The organism is Ruegeria sp. AI2, assembly GCF_056541275.1.
In genome coordinates this window covers 50,229-75,865 of the sequence record NZ_JBQFYB010000001.1, presented here as the reverse complement: position 1 = coordinate 75,865, position 25,637 = coordinate 50,229, and the positions used below count along the sequence as shown (strand labels likewise).

Here is a 25,637-nt window from a genome sequence, read left to right as displayed (position 1 = left end):
AGGAACCAAATGAAGGCCTATTGTATTAGATCTGACGGGGCAGTTGCCCAGCTGTGCGATGTACCGAAACCCGAGCCGGGTGAGGGTCAGGTGCGGGTTGCGATCAAAGCCTGCGGGTTGAATTTCGCTGATCTGCTGATGCAGAAAGGCACGTATCAGGATACACCGCCTGCGCCGTTTACTTTGGGTATGGAAATCGCCGGTGTCGTGGATACCATCGGTCCAGGTGTGTCCACCCTGAAGCCGGGCGACCGGATCGCCGTCTATTCCGGTCAGGGCGGTCTGGCAGAATATGGCGTTTTCGACGCCGATCGCGCGATCCCGCTGCCGGACACGACCCGTTTCGAAGACGCGGCAGCGATCCAGATAGCCTATGGCACCAGTCACATGGCCCTTGACCACCGCGCCCGTCTGCAACCCGGTGAGACGCTTCTGGTCACCGGCGCAGCAGGCGGTGTTGGGTTGACCGCGGTTGAAATCGGCAAGCTCATGGGTGCCACCGTCATCGCACAGGCCCGCGGCCCCGAAAAGCTGGCCGTTGCCCGCGCCGCAGGGGCCGATCACCTGATTGATGCCTCAGAGGATCTAAGGGCTCGGGTCAGATCGCTTGGCGGCGCGGATGTCGTTTATGACGCAATCGGCGGCGATGTGTTCAAGGCGGCCTTCCGCGCCACCAATCCCGAAGGCCGTCTGCTGCCCATCGGGTTTGCCGGCGGGGAAGTTCCGCAAATCCCCGCCAATCATCTGCTGGTCAAGAACCTGACCGTGATCGGCTTTTACATTGGCGGGTATCTGAAATTCCGGCCAGAAGCCGTACGCGAAAGTTTTGACACCCTTTTCCGCTGGCACACCGAGGGCCGCATCAATCCACACATCAGCCACGTCTTGCCACTTGATGAGGTCGCGCAGGGCATGCGGTTGCTAAAAGAGCGTAAATCGACAGGCAAAATTGTGATCACCCCCTGACCGCAATCAGCCCACCACGGCGCGCAGCTGTGTCCCCCCAAGGAGGCGAAAGTTCTGACGCACTAACTGCGCCAATGCTTCGACAACCGCGTCTCGACCCGGCTCTCCACCATACAGGTTGATCATGTGCGCAGGCAGGTCCGGTAGCGCACCCCCGCCTTCGATCTGTTCGAGATGTGCGGCTTCGGTACCTTCCAGTGCTGCATACACTGCCAGATCAGCGCTGACCGTGGCCTCGATTGTGCGGTCGTTTTCAGTTTCCACCGACAGCTCCCAGGGGATACCGGCCGCATCCAGCGCCGATATCACCTGTGGTCGAAACAAGCAGCGACGTCCAAGTGCCAAAGGCAGCGGACGCTTGCGCCAGGCCGACCCGCCCGGCGCACCTATCCAGCGCAAGGGCAGCTCTGCAATGGTTTCCGCACCGTCCACCGACGACGGTTCCGTGGTCAGGATCACGTCACATTCGCCGCGTTTGTACATCTCTTTCAATTGCAATGAATAAGACGACACCAACTGAACTCGGACTCGCGGGAAATCCGCGTTGAACCGTTGCAGGACCCGTGGGATGGCCGGGTAAACTATGTCGTGAGGAACCCCCAATACCACCTCACCTTCAAAGGCCTGATCGGTCAGTTTCGAGATAACCTCATCATTCAACGCGATCATACGGCGCGCATAAGCCAGCAATTGTTCACCGGACGCGGTCAGGGCAATCGTTCTGCCACTGCGGTCCAACAGCTGAAGGCCAAGCAGCTCCTCCAGCCGTTTCAACTGCATCGAGACCGCGGATTGCGTCAGATGCAGGAAACCTGCAGCGCGCGTCACCCCACCCTGATCCGCCACAGCAACAAATGAACGCAGGGTTGTAATGTCCAGATTCCGCACCTTCACGATTCCTTATGTGTTTCATCAAAAATATTCGTTTTCAATATATGTCATACTCCCCATATCAATCAAGGAAATTGATAAAGACGAGAGAAACCATCGTAAACACACGAAAGGACAATAAGTATGACCCAAATTGCCATTCATCGCCCTTGCAAGCCCCAGAAGCAATCGCTCGGCACTATCATCAGGCGTGCTGTTTCCCTGAAGCGTCAACGCCGCCAACTGGCACGGCTTGATGATCGCGCCCTTCAGGACATCGGAGTCTCCAGATCAGAGGCTGATGCCGAAGCCAGCCGTTTCGTCTGGGACGCGCCGGAATTCTGGCAGAAGTGATGCAAAATCAAATAGTAACTTCATGAGTGGCGGTCGGCTGATGCGGACCGTCACTTTTGTTGCGTAAATTAGTTGGTTTTCCGCGGTAAATACTTGAAACACAGCCCTGAGTTGCCGATATTTGCCTAGAACGCTTCCCCCACAGCCGGGGGGGCTGAATAATTATGTAAAGGGAGACCCTTTGATGGCACAATTCGACACGATCCGGACGGCGGCCGGCGCGCGCGCTGCCGAGATTGATGAGGGCCTGCGCGCCCATATGAACAAAGTCTATGGCACTATGTCCGTAGGCATGCTCATCACATTCGCAGCAGCCTGGGCCATCGCAGGCCTGGCAACCACAAGCGATCCGTCAGCCGCAGCGGCACAGTTGAATGCCGATACCTATCTGACATCGCTGGGCTATAGCATTTACGCGTCGCCCCTGCGCTGGGTCATCATGTTTGCACCTCTGCTGTTTGTCTTCGGCTTCAGCGCCGGGATCAACCGTATGTCGGCGGCTGCCGCACAGCTGGTGTTCTACGTTTTTGCGGCGGTGATGGGCGTTTCGATCAGCTGGATCTTCCTTGTTTTCACCGGTGAGTCGGTCATTCAGGTCTTCCTGATCACCGCAATCGCGTTTGCGGGCCTGTCCCTGTATGGTTACACAACCAAGAAAGACTTGTCCGCCATGGGCACTTTCCTGATGATGGGCCTGATCGGCCTGATCGTCGCGATGGTTGTGAACATCTTTCTGGAGTCTTCGGCGGTTGCCTTTGCAATCTCGGCCATCGGCGTTCTGATCTTCGCGGGCCTGACCGCCTATGACACCCAGAATATCAAGAACACATACCTGCAAATGGCCCATAGTGGCGATCAGGAATGGCTGGGCAAGGCCGCTATCATGGGCGCGTTGAACCTGTACCTGGACTTCATCAACCTGTTCATGTTCCTGTTGCAATTCTTGGGTAACCGCGAGTAATTGCAAACCAATGTAAGGGAAAAGGCCGGTCATCGGACCGGCCTTTTTTCGTTTTGAACCAGCTGCGATCGCGCTTGCCCGGTACATGAATCCTAGCGGACAAGGCGACGACGTCCGCGTACCCCGCAAAGAAAAAGCCCCCGCTAGATCAGCGAGGGCTTGATACATCGGAAGGTATAAGACTTAGCTGCAATTCAACGGTACAGCAAAGCCCGAACTACGCTCGGACGTGCCTTTGCGGAACACATCGCCGGCAGGCAGACACCCGGTGAAACGCTCAGCCTCTTGCGCGAAACCAACGCCGACCGAGTTGTCGACCTTTACGCTGTTCGTCGGTGTGCGAAGGACACCATACAAGGTTCCGTTGACGCTGACGGTGCTCAGGAACAGATTCGTATCGCTGCCCTGTAGCTGGACCGCATTGTCCGGCGTCCGCCCGCCATTGTCGATAGCAACGGCTGCCACCTTGGAGGGGTCCACTTCATCAGCCAAGAGAGTAACGGTCTGAAGTTCTGCCAGCTCGGCCGGGACATTCGTTTCAGGCGGCAGAAATGCGACGGCTCCGGGAACGTCGGAAATCGTGCGGGGTTCGCCATCGATTCCGGTAAACCCAACACCTTTGCGGTTAAACGGGTCTTCACAGGCCGCCAAAGTCAGAACGGCTATTGTGGATAACAAGATTTTTTTCATGGCGGTCAACATTTTGTGGCGGTTTGCTCAAGCGTACTTGCAGGTCGGCACAAAAAGCAAGCCACAGGCCATGCGATTTCATCGGTGGCTGATGCGCTCCTGCAACTGCCCCAAGTGGGCATGTTGACCTTCTTGGCAACAAACCACCGGAATTCATCACAAAAAAGGCTCTGCCAAGCAGAGCCTTTTTGGAAAGTTCAAATGGAATGGCAAGATTACTTGATCTTGCCTTCCTTGTACTCGACATGCTTGCGAACGACCGGATCGTATTTACGAATGGTCATTTTCTCGGTCATGGTGCGCGCGTTCTTTTTGGTCACGTAGAAGTGGCCCGTGCCCGCGGTCGAGTTCAGACGGATCTTGATTGTCGTCGGCTTCGCCATGGTTATCTCCTGCGTCCGGAAAGGCAGGGGCCTTTCGGTTGAATTCCTATGAGCGTGCGCTTTTACGCGCTACGCCGTGCATGTCAAGGCCAATCGGACGATCCCAGCCCAGGAATCGGGCACAGGTTCAACCCGGTAACGTTGGCGCACCCATATAGCTGTGAATCTGGTCCCTTTCACTGTCCGAAAGACCCAGCGCAGTGGACAATTGCCGCAAATATGCGGCCTCACGATCATTGTCCAACCGTATTGCCGCCAGAGATGTCGCATAAATCTGCGTTCTGAGCGGTGCCCCAGAATCAGCTGCCAGACCCATGACGTCGACAGGTGCGTTCAGTTGTTCCTGCACGAATGCGCGTTCCTCGTCACTGATGTCATCGCCCAACTCTCCGAGGATCGTTTCTTTCTCGTGCTCGTCCAGCTCGCCGTCTGCCTTTGCCGCCTGGATCATCGCCCGCAACATGAGCTTGGCCTGAGCTTCCATGGCAGCCCCGGCTGGTGTTCCGCCAAACACCGTCTCCATCATGTCGGTGGTCTGCTGGCTGCCAATTCTGGCCGCCCCCTGCATCGCATTCAAAAGCCCGCCAAGACCGGCGGCACCTGCGGCACTGCCACCCAGCCCCATCTTACCCATCATGTCCTGAAGGCCTGTCGCACCTCCGGGAAGGCCGAACTGTTCGGCCATTTTGCCAAGCTGATCCATACCAAGGCCGCCGCCTGCGCCTTGCATCATGTCCTGCAAGCCAGCCATTCCGCCCATTTTCTGGTATTTCTCCATCCCCTTCGCAGCCGCGAAACCAACTGCAACGGACGCAAGTGTCTTCATAAAGCTCATGACAATCCTCCCGGTTTTTCAAAATACGCCCCAGTTCTATCAAAGGAATGCAAAGGCGAATACCACGTTCAACCCCCACGGGATTCCGGACTGAATTTCCAAGCCGATGAGGACCAAAAGACAGTGAGTAAGTTTGTACATATCACGATATCGTGATAGGTTTGCCGCAACTGATACGTCCAAGAGGCCAACTTCAGGCTCGACGACCAAGGCAGTGTGAACAGGTAATGCCCGCGCGGAGCAGTGTTGTTTTACGCAGCTTTTCTTGGGGGGCTATCATGACAGAATGGGTTATTCAGGGCGAAGAACTGGCCAATTGTAATTGCAATTTCGGCTGTCCCTGCCAATTCAGCGTTCTTCCATCACACGGAAATTGCGAGGCTGTTGTCGTTTTCGACATCGAAAGCGGGCATTATGGCGATACTGATCTGGCCGGTTTGCGGGCAGCAGGTGTTTATCACTGGCCGGGACCGATCCACGAAGGCAATGGTCAGATGCAACTGATTATTGACGAAAGTGCTACAGCCGAACAGCGCGCAGCATTGCAGGCCATCATGACCGGCGAAGACACCGATGAAATGGCAACCATGTGGTACGTCTACAGTGCGATGGCCCCGACGAAATATGATACGCTTTTTGTCCCAATCGAATTGAACTGGAACCGCGATGACCGCAGCGGCTACGCCAAGGTTCCGGGGGTATTCGACGTTGAGGTCAGCCCGATTCCTCATATCGTATCGGGCGCTGCGCACAGGGCATCAATCCAGCTGCCGAATGGCTTTGAGTACCGCCACGCAGAGGCTGCCTCGGGGTCGGCCAAAACAACGGGCGGTGAGATCAGCCTTACCTTTGATGCCACGCACGCCCATCTCGCACATCTCAACCTCTCGGGTCACGGTGTTCTGGGCGCGTAGCCGGAGACTCTTTCATGACCAGACAGATTGCGACAGCCCCTGCCGGGGCGATTGAGCGGCTGTTGAGGCAGGACAATGCAATCGTGTTGGGCAGCGTCCTTCTGATCATTCTTGCTGCCACCTGGTACACAGTTGCCGGCGTCGGGATGAAAATGTCTGCGGTCGAAATGACCCGCATGGCAGGGCCGGTTGGGGAGCCCATGCAGATGGGTTCCGCAACCGCCTGGAGCTTCGGTTACACTCTGCTCATCTTCCTGATGTGGTGGATCATGATGATTGCCATGATGACCCCAAGTGCCGCGCCAGCCGTGCTTTTGTTTGCAGCGACAAAGCGCATGGGCCCTGAGAAAGACCGCGCCGCAACGTTCAGCCTGTGTTTCCTGTTGGGCTATCTGGTGACCTGGGGTGCGTTCAGCCTGACTGCAACGGCATTGCAGTGGGGATTGGAACATATCGGGCTGTCGAGCGGGCCGATGATGACAATCCGCTCTGGCCCCTTCGCGGGAAGTGTTCTGCTGGCTGCCGGGTTCTATCAGTTTTCAAGTTTGAAGAATGCGTGCCTTCGTTACTGCCAAAGCCCCGCAAGGTTTCTGGCCGGTCACAACCGGCCCGGACCCTTCGGCGCGCTCAGAACCGGAGCCCTGCACGGCACGTATTGCCTGGGCTGCTGCTGGGCGTTGATGCTGCTGCTGTTCGTCGGAGGGATCATGAACCTCTACTGGATCGTTGGCATTGCCGCCTATGTCGCGCTGGAAAAGCTTCTGCCGACAGCCCGGTGGCTGGCGCCGGTGTCAGGTGTGACGCTTATCGGAGCAGGTCTTTGGCACATCGCGGCACCGTTGATCTCCGGCATCTGACGCAAGACGGCCCCCGGGGCGGCTGACTGAAAGGCCCTGTGATTTCTCGTTAAAAAGGAGGTACCAATGCCTGTTTTCATTACCTACGCAACTTATTCGCAAGCTGGTGTCAAAGGCATGTTGCAAAAGCCCGAGAACCGTACCGGCCCAGTGAAAGCATTGCTGGAGAAAGTCGGCGGTCGACTGCTATCCTTTTACATGACGACCGGCAGCAATGACGTGGTCGTGATCAGCGAAGCGCCAGACGGAACAGATGCTGTGGCGGTCGGCATGGCGGTCGCGGCATCGGGTGCGGTCACGAACATAGAAACGGTTCGGGCCTGGACTGCGGACGAGTTCGTTTCGGTCACTGAGAAAGCCGCAAGATTGGCGGGGACCTACACGCCGCCCGGAGGATAAGTAGAAACGCGCGGAGGGCCTGTAAGCCGGATCTTGTTCCGGGGTTACCCCCTTCGATGACCATTCCTCTAGGCCGTGCATTGCTGCACGGCTCAAGCTGCCAACCCGGTCCCTCTCGGCCAAGACGCGCTTAGCGGCGGTATCGGCTTGCGCCGACCGGCCCGCGCGGGGACCCTATTTGGCATTGCTCCCGGTGGGGCTTGCCGTGCCGCCCCTGTTGCCAGGGACGCGGTGGGCTCTTACCCCACCGTTTCACCCTTACCCGGGGCCGAGGCCCTGGGCGGTCTGATTTCTGTGGCGCTTTCCGTCGGGTTGCCCCGCCCGGGCGTTACCCGGCACCATTGTCTTGTGGAGTCCGGACTTTCCTCTCGGGCATACGCCCCAGCGGCCATCCGGCCCTCCGCGCCCGGGCTGGGTAGGCTTTGTGGTCTGCGGCGTCAAGAGCTGACAGGTCTGAGAAGGGGCCAGCCCTTTCTTGGCCTGCGGCCAACTCAACCCCGGGATATTTTTAGCCTGATGAAGAGCGGATCAGGTTGTTGTGTCCGACGGGGTGAGCACATTCATATCCGCCATGTCCAGCGGACCTTTCGCCCAGGGGCGAAATCGCAATCGGACAGCGGCCAGTAGTTTTGCATCGTCCACGGGGGCGGTGAAACCTACCATCCGAGCAGAGGCGCGAAATGCTTCTGCATCGGGTAAAATCGGATCAACTCCTGTGCCGCGCGGTTTGGCCATCGCCTGCTTTTCGAGCCTGTTCCAGTCAAAGCGCGGCCCAGGGTCGGATTTTCGCCCGGGCGCCATGTCGGAATGCCCGATAACCCCGGACGGAGTAATGGACCAGCGGGTCATGATCAGGGGCAACAACTGTTCCAGCACCGCCATTTGCGGCTGCGAGAACGGATGTTTGCCGGTGTTATCCAGTTCGATCCCAACCGAGCGCGAGTTGATGTCGTCCTTGCCGTCCCATTCCCCTGCCCCGGCATGCCAGGCGCGATCTTCTTCACGCACCATTTGCCAAAGGGTGCCGTCATTGCCGATCAGGTAATGAGCCGAAACTTCGGAAACCGGGTCGCATAGGCGATCCAGAGCCGCCTGCGCACCGTCCATGGCCGTATAGTGGATCACGATCAAGGATGGCACCATCCCGCCCCGGCGCTTGCCGAAATTCGGAGACGGATGCCAGATCGGCGTTAAGGCGTCAGTTGTTAACGGCACTGCGGAACGGGCTGGGGTCCCAGCCACAGGCATAGCCGTCGCCATCCGGGTCCAGACCCTTGCGGTCACGTTGCGGACCGCCGTTGGACAGGAATTCGATCTGAGCTTGATCCGGTGACGGGAATTGCGCGCAGTTCCTCTGTGCCTTGGCTTGCAGGTTGAAACCGGAGCGGCTGTAGAGTTGTGTGCCCACCGGATTGGAGGTGCTCAGCGCATATTGTACGATATTCGGTTGGCCGCTCGCCGTGCGCTCAGGCACGGCGGTTGGCGCGACGACTTCGTAGGTCTGGCGGTTTTGCTCAATCCGGGCGGCATCGGATTGGATGCTGCGCCTCTCGGACACGGCTGCGAAGTCCTGCTCGTCAGAGATTGCGCTGCTGTTGGAGCCGGAAGACGGCGACGCGGAGACCGAGGATTGCCCGGACGTGCTGGCCAACGCTGCGGCAGTCTGGTTGGCGATGTCCGCATTCTCACCCGTTGCAAAGGTCGATGCTCCCGACGTGCCCAGTGGTTGCTGGGAAACATCGACCGGAGCCAGCAGAGGATTGATCGCCCCGCCCTGACCCGCCAATTGAGCCTCGCGCTGCGCCTGATATTCAGGCGTGTTGAAACCCGTGCTGGTCAACGGCGCGACATTGGTGCAGGCCGCAGCCAGTGTCAGGGCCGGGACCAAAAGCAAAACACGCATTGTTTGGCTCCGTCTTCAGTAATTCACTTGCCCGTAGGCTTACCACCATTTGCCGGGCTTGGCCACAAAACCGGCTGCGTTTTCCAGCGCATAAGCGGTGTTGAGCAAGTCACCTTCTTCCCACGGGCGCCCGATCAGCTGCAACCCCAAGGGAAGACCTTGTGCATCCAGCCCTGCGGGGACCGAGATACCGGGCAAGCCAGCGAGGTTCACGGTAACCGTAAAGACGTCGTTCAAATACATTTGAACAGGGTCCGCCTCGGTCATTTCCCCCAGACCGAAAGCCGCCGAAGGGGTTGCCGGTGTCAGAATGGCATCGATGCCTGCGGCGAACACGTCTTCGAAGTCTTTCTTGATCAGGGTCCGGACCCGGCGCGCGCGATTGTAATAGGCGTCATAGAAACCTGCGGACAGCACATATGTGCCGACCATCACGCGGCGCTGCACCTCGGGGCCAAAACCTTCGGCGCGGGTCTTTTCGTACATCTCGGTGATGCCATCGCCCTGCGCGAGCTGTGCACGGCGGCCATAGCGAACACCGTCATAGCGGGCGAGGTTCGAAGATGCCTCGGCCGGGGCAATCACGTAATAGGCGGGCAGCGCGTATTTGGTGTGCGGAAGCGAGATGTCGACAATCTCGGCCCCCGCAGCTTTCAGCATCGCTGCGCCATCGGCCCAGAGTTTTTCGATCTCGGCGGGCATACCGTCCATACGGTACTCTTTCGGGATACCGATCTTCTTGCCCTTGATGTCACCGGTCAGCATGGCCTCGAAATTCGGGGCCGCCAGTTCGGCACTGGTCGAATCCTTGGGGTCATGTCCGCACATGGTTTCCAGCATGATCGCTGCATCACGCACGTTCTTGGTCATTGGTCCCGCCTGATCCAGCGAGGACGCAAAGGCGACGATACCCCACCGAGAGCAACGACCATAGGTTGGTTTGATGCCCGTGATGCCAACGAAGGCCGCAGGCTGGCGGATCGAGCCTCCGGTGTCGGTACCTGTCGCAGCCAGGCACAAATCAGCAGCCACGGCAGATGCAGACCCGCCAGACGAGCCGCCAGGTGTCAGTTGCGCATCATCGTTGCCACGGCGCCACGGGCTGACCGCATTGCCATAGGTCGATGTTTCATTGGACGATCCCATGGCGAATTCGTCCATATTCAGTTTACCCAGCATCACCGCGCCTGCGTCGGCCAGTTGCTGTGAAACGGTGGATTCGTATTCCGGCTTGAACCCTTCCAGGATTTTCGACGCCGCCTGCGACGGCACACCCTTGGTGCAAAACAGATCCTTGATGCCGATCGGCAGGCCACACATCGACGGTGCGTCGCCACGCTGGATCCGCTCATCCGCGGCCTTGGCGCGCTCCATTGCAAGTTCGGGTGTCTTGTGGACAAAGGCGTTCAGCGCATCTGCCTCGTCAATGGCTTTCAGGCAGGCGTCGGTCAGCTCGACAGAAGTAACGTCACCGGAACGCAGCGCATCGCGCGCCTCGGCCAGACCCAGTTTGTTCAGCTCGCTCATGTCTTACTCCACCACTTTGGGAACTGCGAAGAACCCTTCGCGGGCGTCAGGGGCGTTGGCCAGAACCTTTTCCTGCTGGTTGCCGTCGGTTACCTCGTCCTTACGGCGTTTCAGCCGCATCGGCGTGACCGAGACCATCGGCTCGACACCTTCGACATCCACTTCGTTCAGCTGTTCGATGAACCCGAGGATGGTGTTGAACTCGGATGCCAGCGCCGGCAGCGCGTCATCCTCGACCTTGATCCGGGCCAGTTTGGCCACTTTGGCGGCGGTGCTTTGGTCAATCGACATCGGCTTCCCTCATCTACGTTATGGGGCGTTTACCTGTCTGTTGCGGCAGTCGCAAGACCGCTGCGCCATGGGCCGTCCCGAGTTTGAGATCCACCGCATGACACCCGCCATTCAAAACTGAATGAGTGGTATGCAAAAAAGTAAACTAATTAGTTCAATATTGTCCTTGAAAACTGAACTGTACTGTTCATTTCTAGTTGTGCGACACAACGCAAACCGGAGAAAAACATGAAACCCCTGATGATTGCCGCAGTCTTGTCCGCCACCTTTTTGGCCGCACCGGCCATGGCCTTGGGTATCGACACAAGCAACCTGACACGCACTTTGACCTTCCCCTCGCCCGTGACGGAACCGGTCACTCAGGACAAGGTTAAACCTGCAAAGTGATGCGCAGGTTCCGGCTGGGTCGGATTTCCCCTCTCCGACCCGGCCAAAGCGCATATTCGAGGGTGCACAGCCCAAAGCGAGTCGTTAGCATTGCTGCAAATACCAAAAGGGAACTGCATAAGGCACTTGCGGTTCTGACAAGCAAGTGGAGCAGCTGATGAACACGCAAAAACAAGCGGTCCTGGATGCCATCGATGCGGCGAACGCAAATGACCCCAATCGCGATGATGGCCGCCCCGAAGCGCGGCTTTACGGCGAGCGCATGAGCGCAGAGCTTGACCGCCTGTTTCCGGGCGCGTCCGACGCCTTGCAGATTGCAGCGCGTGGTCAACATGTGGAGCGGTGGAAACTTGCCCGCAATGAATTCCCAGAAGGTCGGGCGGGTTATCTGGCCTGGCGCAAGGCGCAAGGTGTGCATCACGCGGACGTGGTGATGAGTTTGATGACCCAAGAAGGCTATGACGCTGAGCAGGCCGAAGCCGCGGGTCGCATGTTGCGCAAGCAAGGCATCAAACGCGATGCAGAGGTGCAGGCGCTGGAAGATGTGATCTGCTTTGTGTTTCTGAAATGGTATTTCCAGCCCTTTGCGGCGAAACACTCAGCCGAGAAAATCCAGAGCATTGTTGAAAAGACTGCCCGCAAGATGTCGCCCGAGGGCCGCGCACGGGTTTTAAGCGAATTCAACCTGCCGGATCATCTGGCCGCAGCCTTTCAAGACTGAGAAAAGGCCAACGCCGTTTCATCGACCGAATAATAAGCCTTAAAATTGGTCACGACAGGCCTCCGCGCCATTTGCTCATGATCCACGAGTTTGGGTGACGCGGCCCCTGATGAGGGCCGCTCGATACACTTCGATCATCCAGCCCAGCATAATGGCATTCAGGAGATGCCACATGAAATGTGTCCCCACCGGCCATTGGCCGCAGAAACGCATATCGAGGGCACGGAAGGTAATCGACAAGATCAGGATCAACGCCCCGATTGTCAGTCCTTTGGCCAGAATCGGATCACGGCCACGCAAAAGAACAGCATAGATCAGGATCAGAAAAGGGACCGGCGCATAAACCGCCGACCCTCCAAGCCCCGGAACATGTTGGAACAGTGGGACAGCAGCCGTCGCATAGGGAAGAAAAAGAAGCATTCCCCCGAACGCCACCCCCAAAGGCATCCTCCAGATGTCTTTATTCACCGCAAAAACATAGACCAATATGAACAACAGTATGGGCGCGACATCCGCCAAAGCCGCCCATACCTGCGCATGCGTGTGGAACAGGTAACTGCCAAACCCGATGATCGCCAAAAGCGCCACCAAAACCTTGGCCAGCGGCATGTTCTGATTGCGCACGCGCCGCCACATGACCCATGCGCAAATCAGAAAAGCAGCGTTTGTGACCGCGTTAACGGGCTCGGCCCAGTAGGCTGGAGACAGCCGCTCGCAGTACCCGTCTATTTCACGAAACCAATCCATGGAAATTTACTTATCCGATGTTAGGCTGCCGCCAACAGAATGATTGGGAGGAAATAATTATGAACATTATCTGGTTGGGCCATGGAAGTTTCCGTATCGAAACCCAGGGACAGGTGCTGCTAATCGACCCCTGGCTGACCGGCAACCCGGTCTTGCCCGAGGAACAGCATGACGCCGCCGTTGATGGCGCCACCCACATCCTTCTGACCCATACGCATTTTGACCATGTCGTCGACGTTCTGCCTTTGGCCAAACACCTGAAGATTCCGGTTGTGGGACAATATGACCTGATGGGGTACTGGGCCGAAGCCGAAAGCATCGAGACCATTGGTTTCAACAAGGGCGGCACGGTCAACTTGAACGGGGTCAAGGTAACAATGGTCCCGGCCTCTCACAGCTCGACCTTTTCGACACCGGACGGCCTGCGCACAGGCGGCAGCGAGGTCGGCTTCATGATCAGTGCCGAGGGGCGCATGCTTTACGTTTCAGGTGATACCGACATCATGGCCGACATGGACTGGATGGGGGATTACTACAAACCCGATATCGGCATCCTGTCAGCGGGCGGGCATTTCACCATGGATATGAAAGCTGCCGCCTACGCCGCCAAAAGATATTTCAACTTCAAGACGGTAATTCCCTGCCACTACAAGACCTTCCCGATTCTTGAGCAATCCGCTCAGGCGCTGGCAGGTGCTTTGTCTGGCGTAGACGTCATCGAACCGCAGGTTATGCAGGCGATAAAGCTGTAGGGATGATATGACCAGCGACATCGTCCCTTCACCGGAACTGATCGCAGTTGTACGGCGATGGAATCAGGCCGTTCATGACAAGGATCGGGCTGCGCTGGTCAATATGCTGTCATCCTCGGAACACCTGCGGTATCAGGGCTCGGCGGATGAAGAGGCATGGTCCGGGCAGGTGTTTCGCCGTGGCTTCGCGGATCACACCAAGGAAATCCCGGACTATGACTGGCAGGAACATTCGCTGGAAGCGTTTGAATGTGGGGATGTAGGCTGGGCATTTTGCGAAGCGACGCTGACCTTTCATTCGAACGGCAATTCAGCCTGGCACCGCTTTACATTTGTTCTGCATCTGGAAGACGGCGTCTGGAAAATGGTGCAGCTGCATGTGTCTAACCCGACCTCGAACATGGAAAAGATCGGCATCGAGCATTCGGTGTTGAATGCACTGATCGAAGCCGCAAAACAGGAGTTCACACAGGATCAGACCGAGGGAACCGCTTCGGTCATGTTCACTGACATTGTCGGGTCGTCAGATATCACCTTGCACTTGGGTGACAAAAAATGGGCCCAGCTTATTTCCGGCCATTTTGATCTGGCTGAACACCTTATCCAAACCCATCAGGGACGGCTGGTCAAATCCCTTGGGGATGGCACGATGTCGATCTTCCCGACGGTCCAGGATGCGATTCAGGCAGCAATCGAGCTGCAAAGAAAGAACGCATTGGCAAATTCCGAAACACCTCTGGGTCTGCGGATTGGAATTCATACCGGCGACGTCATACAGAAAGATGAGGATTTCTTCGGGTCCGTCGTCAATAAGGCCGCGCGCGTGACAGACGTAAGTGGCCCGAATGAAATTCATGTCACCGACGTGACCAGATTGCTGGTCAGCCCGGAGGGCGGTCTGAGGTTCAGCTCGCCAAAATCGGTCGCACTGAAAGGGTTCGGCGGGCAGCAGACAGTGTATCGCCTGGACTGGAACTGACAGTGGCCGTCCTGTCAGATCACGGTCATTTTTCTATTCGTTTTTCCGCGAAAAAATCCAGCAGCAGGTTTTCACATTCTTTGGCGGCTATGCCGTCATAGACCTCGGGCTTGTGATGTGCTTGCGGGTGGGAAAAAACCCGCGCGCCATGGGCCACGCCGCCGGATTTGGGATCGGACGCCCCATAGTAAACGCGCCGGATGCGCGCGGCCGCCAGTGCCGCTGCACACATGGCGCAGGGTTCCAGTGTCACATAGATATCATGTCCGGGCAGTCTTTCAGATCCGGCATTGGCACAGGCCGCGCGCAAAGCCAGGATTTCTGCATGCGCAGTAGGATCGTTCAACTCACGCGTCCGGTTTCCTGCCTCCGCCACAACAGAGCCATCCGGCCCGACAATGATCGCGCCAACGGGCACTTCGCCGCGATCCGCTGCTGCGCGCGCCTCACGCAGCGCCTGTTCCATATACGATTTGAACACCATGCCCCTGACTGCATCAGAAACCTGCCTTTCGCAAGCGCGCGGGATAGGGTATGGCCCAGACATGAACAAGACCCCTCCTCCCGGCGACCGGATCGCCAAAGTCCTGGCCCGCGCTGGCGTCGCGTCGCGGCGCGAGGCCGAGCGCATGATCGAAGCTGGCCGCGTGGCCGTGAATGGCAAGACCATCGACAGCCCCGCCCTGAACGTGACGGCGAAAGACAAGATCGTGGTCGACGGCAAACCGGTCTCGGAACCGGAACCCTCGCGCTTGTGGCTGTATCACAAGCCCGCTGGGCTGGTTACGACAACCCGCGACGAAAAAGGGCGCGATACGATTTTCGACAAGCTGCCCGAAGACATGCCTCGGGTGATGAGCGTTGGCCGGCTTGACCTGAATTCCGAAGGTCTGCTGCTGCTGACTAATGACGGCGCTATCAAGCGTAAGCTTGAACTGCCCGCGACCGGCTGGTTGCGCAAATACCGTGTGCGGGTAAACGGCCGCCCGAAAGACGAAGATTTCGAACCGTTGCGCAAAGGGCTGGTGATTGAGGGAGAGCGGTTCCAGCCGATGACCGTCACGCTGGATCGCCAGCAAGGGGCCAATGCCTGGCTGACCATCGGTCTGCGCGAAGGAAAGAACCGAGAAATCCGTCGCGCGATGGAAGATATTGGTTTTAATGTGAACCGTTTGTTGCGGGTTTCTTATGGCCCGTTCCAGTTGGGCAATCTGAAGCCGGGCGAAGTCGAAGAAATCCGCCGCCGCGTTATGCGCGATCAACTTGGGCTGGATTCGGATGCCAAACCCGAAGCGGCCCCCAAACGCCCGACGCGACCACAAAGAAAACGCCCGCCCATCGGCAAGAATCCCCGCAAGTGATGCAGGTTCGGCAACCTTCCCCCTAGCGCCAAGCCTGCGTATCCCCTAAATTTTCTGTGATTGCTGCTATTTGGGGAGCGTGATGTCCGGAAGCGGAGTGCAAAAATTCGCCTACGCCGTATTGCTGGTGCTTTTGTTTGGCGTGTGCACAGGCGTGCTTGGGGGCTTGTAACGCATGGCAAAGCGATTTGGCGGCAAATACAGCCCTCAGGACAACGCGTCCGGCGACACTCTTCAGCCCCGTGGGCAATTCGATGGCGCGCGGGTCGAACCTGCGGGTGCGCGTGCCAATGTCCTGTTCATACCGGCCATCCCATTGGTATTTCTGTCGCTGAACGACGGCGCGATTGGCATGACCATTGGTCTGATCGCAGCTGGCCTGCTGACGGCAGCTGCGTTTTTGCTGCGGGAAGGTCTGCGGGCCGAAGCCGCGTTTAACGCCCGTAAGGCTGCCCGCCGGCCTGCGTTTCCCCGTAAAATCTTTGCCAGCCTTCTGACAGGTCTGGGCGCCGCTCTTGCGTCCTACCGGACAGAGTTTCTGAATGCGGAAACGGCATCGCAAGTCAGCCTGCTTGCCCCCGTCTTGTTCGGCGCTGCAGCAACCGTGCTGCACTCGGCCTCCTTCGGGTTTGACCCGATGAAGGACAAGGGCATGGAAGGAATTGACACCTTTCAGCAAGATCGCGTTGCCCGGGTCGTTGAGGATGCGGAAAACCGTCTTTCCGAGATGACGGACGCCATCAAACGCGCGGGTGATCGCCGGATCGAAGCCCGTTTGGAACGGTTTCAGGACACCGCACGTGACCTTTTTCGAACGGTCGAGGAAGACCCCCGCGATCTGGCGGGCGCGCGAAAATACATGACGGTTTATCTACAGGGCGCGCGTGATGCGACGGTCAAGTTTGCCGATGTTTACGCCCGGACCCGTGATGCTCAGGCGATGACAGACTATGTCGCCTTGCTGGATGATCTGGAACAGAATTTCGCCGCGCGTACGCGGAAAATGCTATTGGATGACCGCAGTGATCTGACGGTCGAAATCGACGTGCTGCGCGAAAGACTGCAGCGCGAAGGCGTCCGGTTGGACTAACCGGCCATTATTTGAGCGAGGAACATCCCCATGTCCGATGAGATCAAGAACAAGGCGGCTCAGGCCGAAACACTGGTGCAGGAAGTCACCGCAGTTGCCCTGCCCGAACCAAAGGCTGAGGTTATCTCGCTTGAAGAAGCCGATGAACCCGTGAGTGCCGAGATCCGCAAGCGCATGGACGAGATCGACATGGGCAACACCAATTCGATTGTTGCTTTCGGGTCTTCCGCTCAGGCCGAATTGCAGGAAATCAGTCAGGCCATGCTTGCGGATGTGCGCAACAAGGATGTTGGCCCGGCAGGTGACAGCCTGCGCAATATCGTGACCACGATCCGCGGATTTTCGGTCAGTGAGCTGGACGTGCGCCGCGAGCGTAGCTGGTGGGAAAGGCTGCTGGGCAGAGCCGCACCATTTGCGAAATTCACCGCTCAGTTTGAAGAAGTTCAGGAGCAGATCGACCGCATTACCGACGATCTTCTGGGACATGAGCATACACTGCTCAAGGACATCAAATCGCTGGACCTGCTGTACGAGAAAACTCTGGGTTTTTACGATGAACTGGCGCTGTACATCGCAGCGGGTGAAGAAAAGCTGACCGAGTTGGACAGCCATGACATCCCCGAAAGGGAAGCCGCCGTTCAGGCCGCGCCAGAAGAAGAACAGGTGATGAAAGCGCAGGAACTGCGGGACATGCGCGCCGCGCGTGACGATCTGGAGCGCCGCGTGCACGATCTGAAACTGACCCGTCAGGTCACGATGCAGTCGCTGCCGTCGATCCGGCTGGTGCAGGAGAACGACAAGTCGCTGGTCACGAAGATCAACTCGACGCTGGTGAACACCGTGCCGCTGTGGGAAACGCAACTGGCACAGGCCGTCACCATTCAGCGCAGCGCCGAAGCTGCCGCCGCGGTGCGCGACGCCAACGATTTGACCAACGAGCTTTTGACTTCGAATGCTGCCAATCTGCGCCAGTCGAACAAGATGATCCGCGAGGAAATGGAACGCGGCGTGTTCGATATCGAAGCTGTCAAAAAGGCCAACGCAGACCTGATCGGCACTATCAACGAAAGCCTGGCCATTGCGGATGAAGGAAAAGCCAAACGTGCCGCGGCCGAGGCCGAGCTGCAGAAGATGGAGGCGGAACTGCGCGACACTCTGGCATCCGCCAAGGCGCGACGAGACGGGACCGGCGACAACGCCGGAACCGCTGTCCCCGGCTGAGGCTGAACTGGGCGTGCGGGATATTACATATCTGAAAAAGGCGCTGGGGATGGCGGCGTTTTTGGCTTTGGCCAATTGCGATGAAACACTGACATCCTCGATTGCGCCGCAAGCGCGCCCGGCGCCTGTTTCTGTTGCGGCGAATGCCTATGTACCGCCCTCTGCCGCAAGTCAGGATCTGGCGCGGTTTTACCAGCGTGTCGAACGCGACCTTCTGGTGCGGGGGTTATTGCGGACAGACGGGGGCGGGCCCGATACGCCTTATGACGCCCAGGATCTGGCGCGAAATTTCGAAGCGATTGCGTTCTACAGCGAATATCCGACCCAAAACGTTTCCATCGGTTCGCGCCAGACAGACGGGCAGCTCAGCCGTTGGTCGGGACCGGTGCGCATCCAGACTGAGTTTGGGCCTTCCGTGCTGCCTGCTGTACGGGAACAGGATGCGGAACGGGTTCAGTCCTTTGCCTCGCGCCTGGCGAGGCTGACGGATCATCCGATTTCCGTGGTCTCCCGAAACGCAAATTTCCACGTCTTCTTCGCGGGCAAGGACGACAGCACCTATGTGGTGTCACGACTGAAACAGCTGATCCCGAATATCAGTCAGGCTTCGCTTGATCTGGTCGCAAATCCGAGATCGAATTTCGATTGTTTTGTTTTTGCCTCGGCGACAACGGCGTCTCCGTATAAATATGTACGCGCCGTTGCGTTGATCCGGGCCGAATTGACTGATCTGGTCCGTCGCAGTTGTATCCACGAAGAAATCGCACAGGGGCTGGGATTGTCGAACGATAGCCCGGCAGCGCGCCCATCGATCTTCAATGATGATGACGAGTTTGCCCTGCTGACGAGCCATGATGAAAAACTGCTGACAATGCTTTATGACAAGCGGCTTGAGCCCGGCGTGACAGTCGATCAGGCCCGCCCCATCGTGCATGTCATTGCCCGGGAATTGATGGGGCAGCCGCTCTGACCCCAAGGACAGGAGAACCCAAATGGGAATATTCGATTTTCTGACCGGAGAATTCATTGACGTCATCCATTGGGTTGACGACACTCGCGACATCATGGTCTGGCGGTTCGAGCGTGAAGGCCATGAAATCAAATACGGTGCCAAGCTGACGGTGCGCGAAGGTCAGGCGGCTGTATTTGTGCACGAAGGGCAATTGGCAGATGTGTTCACGCCAGGTCTCTATATGCTTGAGACCAACAACATGCCGATCCTGACCACATTACAGCACTGGGATCATGGCTTTCAGTCGCCGTTCAAGTCCGAGATCTACTTCGTCAACACGACCCGGTTCAACGACCTGAAATGGGGGACCAAGAACCCGATCATGCTGCGCGACCCCGAGTTTGGTCCGACCCGCATTCGCGCCTATGGCACCTATACCGTTCGGGTCAAAGACCCGGCCAGATTCCTTGTTGAAATCGTCGGAACTGACGGCGAATTCACCATGAGCGAGATCAGCTTTCAGGTGCGCAACATCATCGTGCAGGAGTTCAGCCGCGTTATTTCGGGGTCTGGCATTCCTGTGTTGGACATGGCAGCGAACACGGCTGATCTGGGCAAATTGATCGCGGCCGAAGTTTCCCCAGTGCTGGAAGGCTATGGGCTGGAGATGCCGGAATTCTACATCGAGAACATCTCGCTTCCGCCTGCGGTCGAGGCCGCATTGGACAAGCGGACCTCGATGGGATTGGCCGGAGATCTGGGCAAATTCACACAGTATTCCGCAGCCGAGGCGATGACGGCTGCGGCCAGCAACCCCAGCCAGAGCGGTGGCATGGGCGCAGGTCTTGGCATGGGAATGGGCATGGCGATGGCACAGCAGATGTCGAACATGGCAGCGGGCCAGCCAAGCGGCCCGTGGGGATCGCCTGCCCCCGCTGCCCCACGACCGGCAGCCCATGTGGCCCCGCCGCCCCCGCCACCAGTTGAGCATGTTTGGCATATTGCCGTGGATGGGCAGACCAGCGGCCCGTTTTCCAAGGCCAGGATGGGCCGTATGGCCAGCGAAGGCGATCTGACGCGCGAGACCTATGTATGGACCGCAGGCCAGGACGGCTGGAAGAAAGCCGGAGACGTGCAGGAACTTGCACAACTGTTCACCATTCTGCCTCCGCCGCCGCCGGCCGCCTGACCAAAACGCGATACTCCTCCATCTGTCCTGACACTTCTGGGTAATGTATGACACACGCCCCTGACCTTGCAGAGCACCGCTTCCCCTGCCAGCAATGCGGCGCGGATTACCGGTTCAGTCCTAGCAATGGTACGCTAACATGTGATCATTGTGGTCATTCCGAACCTATCGGATCGGGTCCGTGGCAAGGTGCCAGCCTGCGCGAACTGGATTTTGACGCGGCCATTGCGGACCGTCTGCCTGACAGCGAGCTTGAACAGACCCGCGTTCTGTCCTGTCCGAACTGCGCAGCGCAGGTTGAATTCGACCCCAACACGCACGCTGCGGAATGCCCGTTCTGCGCCACGCCGGTGGTAACCGACACCGGCGTGAACCGGCATATCAAGCCGAAGGGCGTTCTGCCTTTTGCTTTCGACGAGCGCGAGGCGCATAAGGCGATGAGCGATTGGCTGGGGCGGTTATGGTTCGCGCCAAACGGGTTGAAGGACTATGCCCGCAAGGGCCGCAAGATGCAGGGCATTTATGTGCCGTACTGGACCTTTGATGCCGACACCAAATCCGCCTACCGTGGTGAGCGCGGCGTGATCTATTATGAAACCCACACTGTGATGCGGGATGGTAAACGGGTTCAGCAACAAGTACCAAAGGTGCGCTGGTCGCCCAAATCGGGTCGTGTTGCGCGGTTTTTTGACGATGTCCTGGTGCTGGCTTCGCAGTCGTTGCCCAAGGCTTACACTGACGCGTTGCAGCCTTGGGATCTGCCGGCACTTGAATCTTACCAGCCAGAATACCTCGCCGGATTTCGCGCCGAGGCATATACAGTTGAACTAAATGAGGGCTATACCGAGGCCCGCGCGCATATGGCGCGCGTGATCGAACGGGATGTTCGCTTCGATATTGGGGGCGACAAGCAACGTATCCACGCGGTGGACACTGAGGTGCGCGATGTCACCTTCAAACATATTCTGCTGCCAATCTGGATGGCGGCCTACAAATATCGCGGGCAGACCTATCGATTTGTGGTGAACGGCCGAACCGGACGGGTTCAGGGGGAACGCCCCTGGTCCGCCATCAAGATCACGATTGCCGTTGTTCTGGGCCTGCTGGTTGCCGGGGTTGTCGGATATCTGGTGGCTAACGGGCAGCAATAACAACCACTTGTACAAAACGCACGGCATGATCATCCTAAGGGTCGAGACGTAGAAACGAGGCGCCCGTGTCATTTGCAGAACTGAATAACCTTCTGGAGAAACGTCATTCCTGCCGGGCCTTCCTGCCCGATCCTGTGCCAAAAGAGCAGATCGAACAAATCGTGGGCAGCGCGGCCCGGGTCCCAAGTTGGTGTAACGCGCAGCCGTGGCAATTGGTAATCACAAGCGCCGCTGAGACCGACAGGTTCCGTGCTGCGATGCAAAACGAAGCTGAAACAGGCGCACCGGCCCCCGATCTTCCGTTTCCCGCGTCATACTCCGGCGTCTATCAAGACCGCCGCCGCGCGTGCGGTTGGGCGCTGTATGAAGCAGTCGGCGTGGAACGCGGGGACCGGGCAGGATCGGCCCAACAAATGATGCGCAACTTCGCTCTGTTCGACGCACCGCATTGCGCCATCGTCTCAAGCCCGGCGGAACTTGGACCATATGGCGCAATGGATTGCGGAGGGTTTGTTACGGCTTTCTCGTTGGCAGCACAGGCGTTGGGCGTGGCAACCATTCCTCAGGCCGCATTAGCTGCGTATGGCCCGTTCCTGCACAGATATTTTCAGATCCCGGAAGACCGTCTGATCCTGTGCGCAATCTCCTTTGGATATTCAGACAGAAAGCATCCCGCAAATAACTTTCGCACAGATCGTGCCGCGCTGGGTGACTTTGTCGACTGGCGCGGCTAAACCATCGCTCAGGCAAGATAATCGCCAAGGGGGGGAACCGCGTGCGCGCATTGCTGCAAAGAGTTTCGCAAGCCAAAGTATCGGTCGATGGCAATGTCATTGGCGCAACCGGTCCGGGGCTTTTGATTCTTGTCTGCGCCATGCAGGGTGACGATGAAGCCCAGGCTGAAAAACTGGCCCGGAAAACCGCCAGACTCAGGATTTTCAAGGACGATGCGGGCAAAATGAACCGCTCGCTTCTGGATGTAAAAGGGTCAGCCTTGGTGATCAGCCAGTTTACACTGGCGGCAGATACAACAAGCGGTAACAGGCCGGGGTTTTCAACTGCAGCACCGCCCGAACTGGGCGAGCATCTGTATAACACCTTCGCAAACTACCTTGCTGCGCAAGGTGTAGCGGTGGAAACTGGACAATTCGGGGCCGACATGGCCGTTGAACTTGTCAACGACGGACCGGTCACAATCTGGGTGGAGATTTGATGGATACTGAAAAGCAAGCCGTTCAACTTTGGCGCGCCGGGGTTGAGGCCGTTGATGGATACACCGCCACCGAGGCCGCCCTGCACGACATCCCGAAACCGGACCGTATTCTGGCCGTAGGCAAGCCCGCCGCCGCCATGGCACGGGCGGCCTTGGCGCGGTTCGGCACGGTTCCCACGCTTGTTGTGACCAAGGACGATCACGGCCGTGACTTGCCGGACACTGTCGAGGTGATCGAAGCCTCGCACCCGGTTCCGGACAACCGCAGCCTTGAAGGCGGGCGTGCTCTGCGTAAGGCGCTGGAACAGATGGACCCCGGATCACATGTGCTGCTTCTGGTGTCGGGTGGCGCATCTTCGCTGGCCGAAGACCTTTTGCCCGGAAAATCACTGAGCGATCTCGAAGCATTGAACCGCAAGTTGCTTTCAGAGGGGATGGATATCGGTGCGATGAACGCTGAGCGGCGCAAACTGTCCCGCATCAAAGGCGGGGGGTTACTGTCGCACTTTGCGGGCGCGCGCGCGACTGTTCTGGCCATCTCGGACGTACCGGGCGACGACCTCAATGTCATTGGATCGGGTATCGGCGCTTTGCCTTCCAGCCACACATTTGGGGCCACCACTCGGATCGTGGCCTCAAACGCCCATGCCCGCAATGCGGTTGTGCAAGCCGCCGAAGCAGCTGGGCTAAAGGTTTGGGCCAATGAAGAGGCGCTGCATGATGACTATCTGAAGGTCGCCGCACATCTTGGCCAACTGCTGCGCGGAATGGAAAAAGGCGTGATGGTCTTCGGTGGGGAACCGACTGTGGTCTTGCCGGATCACCCTGGGCGCGGTGGACGAAACCAAGCACTGGCACTTGCGCTGGCGCAGGAGATTGCCGGGCAGCCAAACCTGACAGTTGTTGTCGGCGGAACGGACGGCACAGACGGACCGACCAATGCGGCAGGGGGAATCATTACCGGTGCAACATGGAACGACAGCGGGATGACCGCGCTTATTAATGCTGACAGCGGGTCGTTTCTGGACAAAGCCCAAGCCTTGCTGACAACCGGGCCAACTGGCACCAATGTCATGGACTTGGTTGTCGCAATACGTGGATGAACTGACGCATATCACACCACCCCAGACCGTAAAGGCCCGGAAACTGGCCTGAAACAGAATTGTATCATAATATTCTTGTGGAAAGGGCATCGCGCCAAACAAAGTTACTTGCGCTTCGGCCTTCGGCATCAAGGAGAAATACCCTTGCCCGGTCCGCCGAAATAAGTCAACGTTGACTCATGCGTCAACAAAAACCCGAAAAGGGTTAAAACCACTCGATAGGGAGAATACTCGATGAACGAACAAATCACGCATATGGCCGGTCAGGTCACAGCCGGAAAAATGACCCGCCGCGAATTCATGGGGAAAGCCGCGGCGCTGGGTGTTTCGGCTGCGATGGCCAGCACAATGTTCGCAGACGCCGCTCGGGCTGCTGGCCCGAAAAAGGGCGGTGATTTGAAATTTGGTCTTCAGGGTGGTGAATCCACTAACTCTCTGGACCCGGCGACCTACGCAAGCTCTGTTCCCTTCCAGAACGGTAAACAGTTTGGTGACCAGCTTGTCGAAGTTGCACCGGACGGTTCGATCGAACCTCGTCTGGCGGAAAGTGTTGAAGGCAGCGCTGATGCCAAGGTTTGGACTTTCAAGCTGCGTCAGGGTGTCGAATTCCACAACGGCAAGACCATGACCAGCGAAGACGTGCTGAAAACCATGCAGCGCCACTCGAACGAAGACTCCAAGTCCGGTGCCCTGGGCATCATGAAGGGCATTGAGTCAATGAAAGCTGATGGCGACAACTTCCAGGTCACCCTGACCGAGCCAAACGCCGACCTGCCCTATCTAATGGCCGATTACCACCTAATCATTCAGCCTGATGGCGGTATGGATAATCCAGGGGCAGGTATCGGGACTGGACCGTACAAATTGGAAGTTGACGAACCCGGTGTGCGTCACTTGTTTACAAAGAACGAAAACCACTGGAACAGCGATTACGGCAATTTCGACAGTGTCGAAGTCATCGTCATCAACGACGCAACTGCGCGTACCGCTGCCCTGCAATCCGGACAGGTCCACGCGGTCAACCGCGTGGAACCCAAAGTTGCCGACCTGTTGGGCCGCGCACCCAACCTGACCGTACATTCAACCGCTGGTCGCGGTCACTATGTCTTCATCATGCATTGTGACACGGCACCGTTTGATAACAATGAACTGCGCACCGCGCTGAAGTACGCCATCAACCGGGCAGACCTGGTAGACAAGGTTCTGCGAGGCTACGGTTCGATTGGTAATGATATGCCAATCAACGCGGCCTACCCACTGTTTGACGAAACAATCGAGCAGCGCGAATTCAGTGTCGAAAAGGCGGCCGAGCACTACAAGAAGTCCGGCCACGATGGTTCGCCGATTATCCTGCGTGTTGCGGATGGTGCCTTCCCAGGTGCTGTCGACGCCGCTGCTCTGTTCCAGCAAACCGCTGCGCAAGCTGGTATTCCACTGGAAATCAAACGTGAGCCCAACGATGGCTACTGGTCCGAAGTCTGGAACGTCCAGCCCTTCTGTGCATCGTACTGGGGTGGTCGCCCTGTACAGGACCAGATGTATACTACCGCTTACCTGTCAACTGCGGATTGGAACGACACTCGTTTCAAAGTTCAGGCCTTTGACGATCTGTTGTTTGCGGCGCGTGCAGAGCTGGATGCAAAAAAGCGCAAAGGCATCTATAGCCAGATGGGCCGTATGGTCCGCGACGAAGGCGGCTTGATCTGCCCAATGTTCAACAACTTTGTTGAAGGCGTCAGTAATCAGCTGGATGGTTGGGAATCAGACCCGAACCAAGAGATGATGAACGGCAACATGTCCCGCAAAATGTGGTTCGTCTAA

30 protein-coding genes and 1 other RNA gene are annotated in these 25,637 nt (G+C 57.7%); 20 read left to right on the top strand and 11 right to left on the bottom strand.

Translation table 11 applies throughout. The features are described 5' to 3' along the window. Window positions 1–9 precede the first annotated feature (9 nt). Window positions 10–966: an NADPH:quinone oxidoreductase family protein gene (locus ACR0LL_RS00385; RefSeq protein WP_480582856.1), complete on the top strand. Its 957-nt coding sequence runs from the start codon at window positions 10–12 to the stop codon at window positions 964–966. A 6-nt stretch (window positions 967–972) separates the two neighbouring features. On the opposite strand, the gene ACR0LL_RS00380 is transcribed toward ACR0LL_RS00385, so the two are convergent. Next, a complete protein-coding gene (locus ACR0LL_RS00380) occupies window positions 973–1,854 on the bottom strand; it encodes a LysR family transcriptional regulator (protein ID WP_480516174.1) in 882 nt (293 codons plus the stop codon). Between the two features lie 126 nt (window positions 1,855–1,980). Between ACR0LL_RS00380 and ACR0LL_RS00375 the strand changes: the two genes are divergently transcribed. Continuing rightward, window positions 1,981–2,190, top strand: coding sequence for a DUF1127 domain-containing protein (locus ACR0LL_RS00375; protein WP_267367668.1), 210 nt, complete (start codon window positions 1,981–1,983; stop codon window positions 2,188–2,190). A 184-nt stretch (window positions 2,191–2,374) separates the two neighbouring features. Continuing rightward, window positions 2,375–3,151: a Bax inhibitor-1/YccA family protein gene (locus ACR0LL_RS00370; RefSeq protein ID WP_480582853.1), complete on the top strand. Its 777-nt coding sequence runs from the start codon at window positions 2,375–2,377 to the stop codon at window positions 3,149–3,151. Between the two features lie 183 nt (window positions 3,152–3,334). Here ACR0LL_RS00370 and ACR0LL_RS00365 read toward each other — a convergent pair whose 3' ends face one another. From ACR0LL_RS00365 to ACR0LL_RS00355, 3 genes are all read right to left on the bottom strand, one after another. Next, window positions 3,335–3,841: a hypothetical protein gene (locus ACR0LL_RS00365; protein WP_480486391.1), complete on the bottom strand. Its 507-nt coding sequence runs from the start codon at window positions 3,839–3,841 to the stop codon at window positions 3,335–3,337. A 215-nt stretch (window positions 3,842–4,056) separates the two neighbouring features. Next, window positions 4,057–4,224 (bottom strand): 50S ribosomal protein L33, encoded by a 168-nt coding sequence (rpmG, locus tag ACR0LL_RS00360; RefSeq protein WP_037309480.1) that lies wholly within the window; start codon window positions 4,222–4,224, stop codon window positions 4,057–4,059. 127 nt (window positions 4,225–4,351) lie between these two features. Next, entirely contained in the window at window positions 4,352–5,059 is a 708-nt protein-coding gene (locus ACR0LL_RS00355; RefSeq protein WP_480582849.1) for a DUF533 domain-containing protein, read from the bottom strand. Window positions 5,060–5,337: 278 nt separating this feature from the next. On the opposite strand from ACR0LL_RS00355, the gene ACR0LL_RS00350 reads away from it, so the two are divergent. The 3 genes from ACR0LL_RS00350 (at window position 5,338) to ACR0LL_RS00340 (ending at window position 7,229) form a co-directional block, all read left to right on the top strand. After that, complete coding sequence (locus tag ACR0LL_RS00350) at window positions 5,338–5,973, top strand: DUF1326 domain-containing protein (protein WP_267366945.1); 636 nt, start codon at window positions 5,338–5,340, stop codon at window positions 5,971–5,973. A 14-nt stretch (window positions 5,974–5,987) separates the two neighbouring features. Further along, entirely contained in the window at window positions 5,988–6,830 is an 843-nt protein-coding gene (locus ACR0LL_RS00345) for a DUF2182 domain-containing protein (RefSeq protein ID WP_480582845.1), read from the top strand. A 66-nt stretch (window positions 6,831–6,896) separates the two neighbouring features. Continuing rightward, on the top strand, window positions 6,897–7,229 hold the full coding sequence (locus ACR0LL_RS00340; protein ID WP_209504623.1) for a GYD domain-containing protein: 333 nt from the start codon (window positions 6,897–6,899) through the stop codon (window positions 7,227–7,229). A gap of 6 nt (window positions 7,230–7,235) precedes the next feature. Here ACR0LL_RS00340 and rnpB read toward each other — a convergent pair. The 5 genes from rnpB to gatC form a co-directional block, all read right to left on the bottom strand. Continuing rightward, window positions 7,236–7,633, bottom strand: an RNA gene (rnpB, locus tag ACR0LL_RS00335) — RNase P RNA component class A. Window positions 7,634–7,757: 124 nt separating this feature from the next. Next, window positions 7,758–8,372, bottom strand: coding sequence for an N-acetylmuramoyl-L-alanine amidase (locus tag ACR0LL_RS00330; protein WP_480585216.1), 615 nt, complete (start codon window positions 8,370–8,372; stop codon window positions 7,758–7,760). Window positions 8,373–8,427: 55 nt separating this feature from the next. Continuing rightward, the gene (locus ACR0LL_RS00325; RefSeq protein ID WP_480582842.1) at window positions 8,428–9,132 is read right to left on the bottom strand and encodes a hypothetical protein; all 705 of its coding nucleotides are present in this window, start codon (window positions 9,130–9,132) and stop codon (window positions 8,428–8,430) included. 39 nt (window positions 9,133–9,171) lie between these two features. Beyond that, the gene (gene gatA, locus ACR0LL_RS00320; RefSeq protein ID WP_480582839.1) at window positions 9,172–10,659 is read right to left on the bottom strand and encodes an Asp-tRNA(Asn)/Glu-tRNA(Gln) amidotransferase subunit GatA; all 1,488 of its coding nucleotides are present in this window, start codon (window positions 10,657–10,659) and stop codon (window positions 9,172–9,174) included. Window positions 10,660–10,662: 3 nt separating this feature from the next. After that, window positions 10,663–10,950 (bottom strand): Asp-tRNA(Asn)/Glu-tRNA(Gln) amidotransferase subunit GatC, encoded by a 288-nt coding sequence (gene gatC / locus ACR0LL_RS00315; RefSeq protein ID WP_480482014.1) that lies wholly within the window; start codon window positions 10,948–10,950, stop codon window positions 10,663–10,665. 228 nt (window positions 10,951–11,178) lie between these two features. Between gatC and ACR0LL_RS00310 the strand changes: the two genes are divergently transcribed. Further along, a complete protein-coding gene (locus ACR0LL_RS00310; RefSeq protein WP_209504628.1) occupies window positions 11,179–11,337 on the top strand; it encodes a hypothetical protein in 159 nt (52 codons plus the stop codon). Window positions 11,338–11,494: 157 nt separating this feature from the next. Further along, the gene (locus ACR0LL_RS00305) at window positions 11,495–12,058 is read left to right on the top strand and encodes a DUF4202 domain-containing protein (RefSeq protein ID WP_480582836.1); all 564 of its coding nucleotides are present in this window, start codon (window positions 11,495–11,497) and stop codon (window positions 12,056–12,058) included. A gap of 75 nt (window positions 12,059–12,133) precedes the next feature. On the opposite strand, the gene ACR0LL_RS00300 is transcribed toward ACR0LL_RS00305, so the two are convergent. Then, window positions 12,134–12,805: a ceramidase domain-containing protein gene (locus tag ACR0LL_RS00300; RefSeq protein ID WP_480582833.1), complete on the bottom strand. Its 672-nt coding sequence runs from the start codon at window positions 12,803–12,805 to the stop codon at window positions 12,134–12,136. Window positions 12,806–12,864: 59 nt separating this feature from the next. Here ACR0LL_RS00300 and ACR0LL_RS00295 point away from each other — a divergent pair, with 59 nt between their 5' ends. Together ACR0LL_RS00295 and ACR0LL_RS00290 are read left to right on the top strand one after the other, a co-directional pair. Continuing rightward, a complete protein-coding gene (locus ACR0LL_RS00295; RefSeq protein WP_480582830.1) occupies window positions 12,865–13,557 on the top strand; it encodes a metal-dependent hydrolase in 693 nt (230 codons plus the stop codon). Window positions 13,558–13,564: 7 nt separating this feature from the next. After that, window positions 13,565–14,536: an adenylate/guanylate cyclase domain-containing protein gene (locus ACR0LL_RS00290; RefSeq protein WP_480582827.1), complete on the top strand. Its 972-nt coding sequence runs from the start codon at window positions 13,565–13,567 to the stop codon at window positions 14,534–14,536. 25 nt (window positions 14,537–14,561) lie between these two features. On the opposite strand, the gene ACR0LL_RS00285 is transcribed toward ACR0LL_RS00290, so the two are convergent. Beyond that, window positions 14,562–15,020, bottom strand: a complete 459-nt coding sequence (locus ACR0LL_RS00285) for a nucleoside deaminase (protein ID WP_480582824.1) — start codon at window positions 15,018–15,020, stop codon at window positions 14,562–14,564. Between ACR0LL_RS00285 and ACR0LL_RS00280 the strand changes: the two genes are divergently transcribed. The 10 genes from ACR0LL_RS00280 (at window position 15,019) to ACR0LL_RS00235 (ending at window position 25,637) form a co-directional block, all read left to right on the top strand. Beyond that, a complete protein-coding gene (locus ACR0LL_RS00280) occupies window positions 15,019–15,897 on the top strand; it encodes a pseudouridine synthase (protein WP_480582821.1) in 879 nt (292 codons plus the stop codon). The two genes, ACR0LL_RS00285 and ACR0LL_RS00280, sit on opposite strands and share 2 nt — an antisense overlap. 175 nt (window positions 15,898–16,072) lie before the next feature. Then, window positions 16,073–16,987, top strand: a complete 915-nt coding sequence (locus ACR0LL_RS00275) for a 5-bromo-4-chloroindolyl phosphate hydrolysis family protein (RefSeq protein WP_480582819.1) — start codon at window positions 16,073–16,075, stop codon at window positions 16,985–16,987. Between the two features lie 30 nt (window positions 16,988–17,017). Next, entirely contained in the window at window positions 17,018–18,208 is a 1,191-nt protein-coding gene (locus tag ACR0LL_RS00270; protein ID WP_480582816.1) for a toxic anion resistance protein, read from the top strand. A gap of 49 nt (window positions 18,209–18,257) precedes the next feature. Further along, complete coding sequence (locus ACR0LL_RS00265) at window positions 18,258–19,178, top strand: DUF2927 domain-containing protein (protein ID WP_480506381.1); 921 nt, start codon at window positions 18,258–18,260, stop codon at window positions 19,176–19,178. Between the two features lie 22 nt (window positions 19,179–19,200). Then, window positions 19,201–20,349: an SPFH domain-containing protein gene (locus ACR0LL_RS00260; protein WP_480582813.1), complete on the top strand. Its 1,149-nt coding sequence runs from the start codon at window positions 19,201–19,203 to the stop codon at window positions 20,347–20,349. A gap of 47 nt (window positions 20,350–20,396) precedes the next feature. Continuing rightward, the gene (locus tag ACR0LL_RS00255; RefSeq protein WP_480582811.1) at window positions 20,397–21,500 is read left to right on the top strand and encodes a TFIIB-type zinc finger domain-containing protein; all 1,104 of its coding nucleotides are present in this window, start codon (window positions 20,397–20,399) and stop codon (window positions 21,498–21,500) included. Window positions 21,501–21,565: 65 nt separating this feature from the next. Then, complete coding sequence (locus ACR0LL_RS00250) at window positions 21,566–22,234, top strand: nitroreductase (RefSeq protein WP_480582808.1); 669 nt, start codon at window positions 21,566–21,568, stop codon at window positions 22,232–22,234. Between the two features lie 41 nt (window positions 22,235–22,275). Beyond that, window positions 22,276–22,713 (top strand): D-aminoacyl-tRNA deacylase, encoded by a 438-nt coding sequence (gene dtd / locus ACR0LL_RS00245; RefSeq protein WP_480582806.1) that lies wholly within the window; start codon window positions 22,276–22,278, stop codon window positions 22,711–22,713. Beyond that, the gene (locus ACR0LL_RS00240) at window positions 22,713–23,816 is read left to right on the top strand and encodes a glycerate kinase type-2 family protein (protein ID WP_480582803.1); all 1,104 of its coding nucleotides are present in this window, start codon (window positions 22,713–22,715) and stop codon (window positions 23,814–23,816) included. Before dtd ends, ACR0LL_RS00240 begins: the two co-directional genes overlap by 1 nt. A 234-nt stretch (window positions 23,817–24,050) precedes the next feature. Further along, the gene (locus tag ACR0LL_RS00235) at window positions 24,051–25,637 is read left to right on the top strand and encodes an ABC transporter substrate-binding protein (protein ID WP_480582800.1); all 1,587 of its coding nucleotides are present in this window, start codon (window positions 24,051–24,053) and stop codon (window positions 25,635–25,637) included.

Bases quoted from the DNA above. Each gene is read 5' to 3' on its own strand.
- ACR0LL_RS00385 (WP_480582856.1), top strand. From the start codon at position 10: ATGAAGGCCTATTGTATTAGATCTGACGGGGCAGTTGCCCAGCTGTGC.
- ACR0LL_RS00375 (WP_267367668.1), top strand. From the start codon at position 1,981: ATGACCCAAATTGCCATTCATCGCCCTTGCAAGCCCCAGAAGCAATCG.
- ACR0LL_RS00370 (WP_480582853.1), top strand. From the start codon at position 2,375: ATGGCACAATTCGACACGATCCGGACGGCGGCCGGCGCGCGCGCTGCC.
- ACR0LL_RS00365 (WP_480486391.1), bottom strand. From the start codon at position 3,841: ATGAAAAAAATCTTGTTATCCACAATAGCCGTTCTGACTTTGGCGGCC.
- rpmG (WP_037309480.1), bottom strand. From the start codon at position 4,224: ATGGCGAAGCCGACGACAATCAAGATCCGTCTGAACTCGACCGCGGGC.
- ACR0LL_RS00355 (WP_480582849.1), bottom strand. From the start codon at position 5,059: ATGAGCTTTATGAAGACACTTGCGTCCGTTGCAGTTGGTTTCGCGGCT.
- ACR0LL_RS00350 (WP_267366945.1), top strand. From the start codon at position 5,338: ATGACAGAATGGGTTATTCAGGGCGAAGAACTGGCCAATTGTAATTGC.
- ACR0LL_RS00345 (WP_480582845.1), top strand. From the start codon at position 5,988: ATGACCAGACAGATTGCGACAGCCCCTGCCGGGGCGATTGAGCGGCTG.
- ACR0LL_RS00340 (WP_209504623.1), top strand. From the start codon at position 6,897: ATGCCTGTTTTCATTACCTACGCAACTTATTCGCAAGCTGGTGTCAAA.
- ACR0LL_RS00330 (WP_480585216.1), bottom strand. From the start codon at position 8,372: ATGGTGCCATCCTTGATCGTGATCCACTATACGGCCATGGACGGTGCG.
- ACR0LL_RS00325 (WP_480582842.1), bottom strand. From the start codon at position 9,132: ATGCGTGTTTTGCTTTTGGTCCCGGCCCTGACACTGGCTGCGGCCTGC.
- gatA (WP_480582839.1), bottom strand. From the start codon at position 10,659: ATGAGCGAGCTGAACAAACTGGGTCTGGCCGAGGCGCGCGATGCGCTG.
- gatC (WP_480482014.1), bottom strand. From the start codon at position 10,950: ATGTCGATTGACCAAAGCACCGCCGCCAAAGTGGCCAAACTGGCCCGG.
- ACR0LL_RS00310 (WP_209504628.1), top strand. From the start codon at position 11,179: ATGAAACCCCTGATGATTGCCGCAGTCTTGTCCGCCACCTTTTTGGCC.
- ACR0LL_RS00305 (WP_480582836.1), top strand. From the start codon at position 11,495: ATGAACACGCAAAAACAAGCGGTCCTGGATGCCATCGATGCGGCGAAC.
- ACR0LL_RS00300 (WP_480582833.1), bottom strand. From the start codon at position 12,805: ATGGATTGGTTTCGTGAAATAGACGGGTACTGCGAGCGGCTGTCTCCA.
- ACR0LL_RS00295 (WP_480582830.1), top strand. From the start codon at position 12,865: ATGAACATTATCTGGTTGGGCCATGGAAGTTTCCGTATCGAAACCCAG.
- ACR0LL_RS00290 (WP_480582827.1), top strand. From the start codon at position 13,565: ATGACCAGCGACATCGTCCCTTCACCGGAACTGATCGCAGTTGTACGG.
- ACR0LL_RS00280 (WP_480582821.1), top strand. From the start codon at position 15,019: ATGCCCCTGACTGCATCAGAAACCTGCCTTTCGCAAGCGCGCGGGATA.
- ACR0LL_RS00285 (WP_480582824.1), bottom strand. From the start codon at position 15,020: ATGGTGTTCAAATCGTATATGGAACAGGCGCTGCGTGAGGCGCGCGCA.
- ACR0LL_RS00275 (WP_480582819.1), top strand. From the start codon at position 16,073: ATGGCAAAGCGATTTGGCGGCAAATACAGCCCTCAGGACAACGCGTCC.
- ACR0LL_RS00270 (WP_480582816.1), top strand. From the start codon at position 17,018: ATGTCCGATGAGATCAAGAACAAGGCGGCTCAGGCCGAAACACTGGTG.
- ACR0LL_RS00265 (WP_480506381.1), top strand. From the start codon at position 18,258: ATGGCGGCGTTTTTGGCTTTGGCCAATTGCGATGAAACACTGACATCC.
- ACR0LL_RS00260 (WP_480582813.1), top strand. From the start codon at position 19,201: ATGGGAATATTCGATTTTCTGACCGGAGAATTCATTGACGTCATCCAT.
- ACR0LL_RS00255 (WP_480582811.1), top strand. From the start codon at position 20,397: ATGACACACGCCCCTGACCTTGCAGAGCACCGCTTCCCCTGCCAGCAA.
- ACR0LL_RS00240 (WP_480582803.1), top strand. From the start codon at position 22,713: ATGGATACTGAAAAGCAAGCCGTTCAACTTTGGCGCGCCGGGGTTGAG.
- ACR0LL_RS00235 (WP_480582800.1), top strand. From the start codon at position 24,051: ATGAACGAACAAATCACGCATATGGCCGGTCAGGTCACAGCCGGAAAA.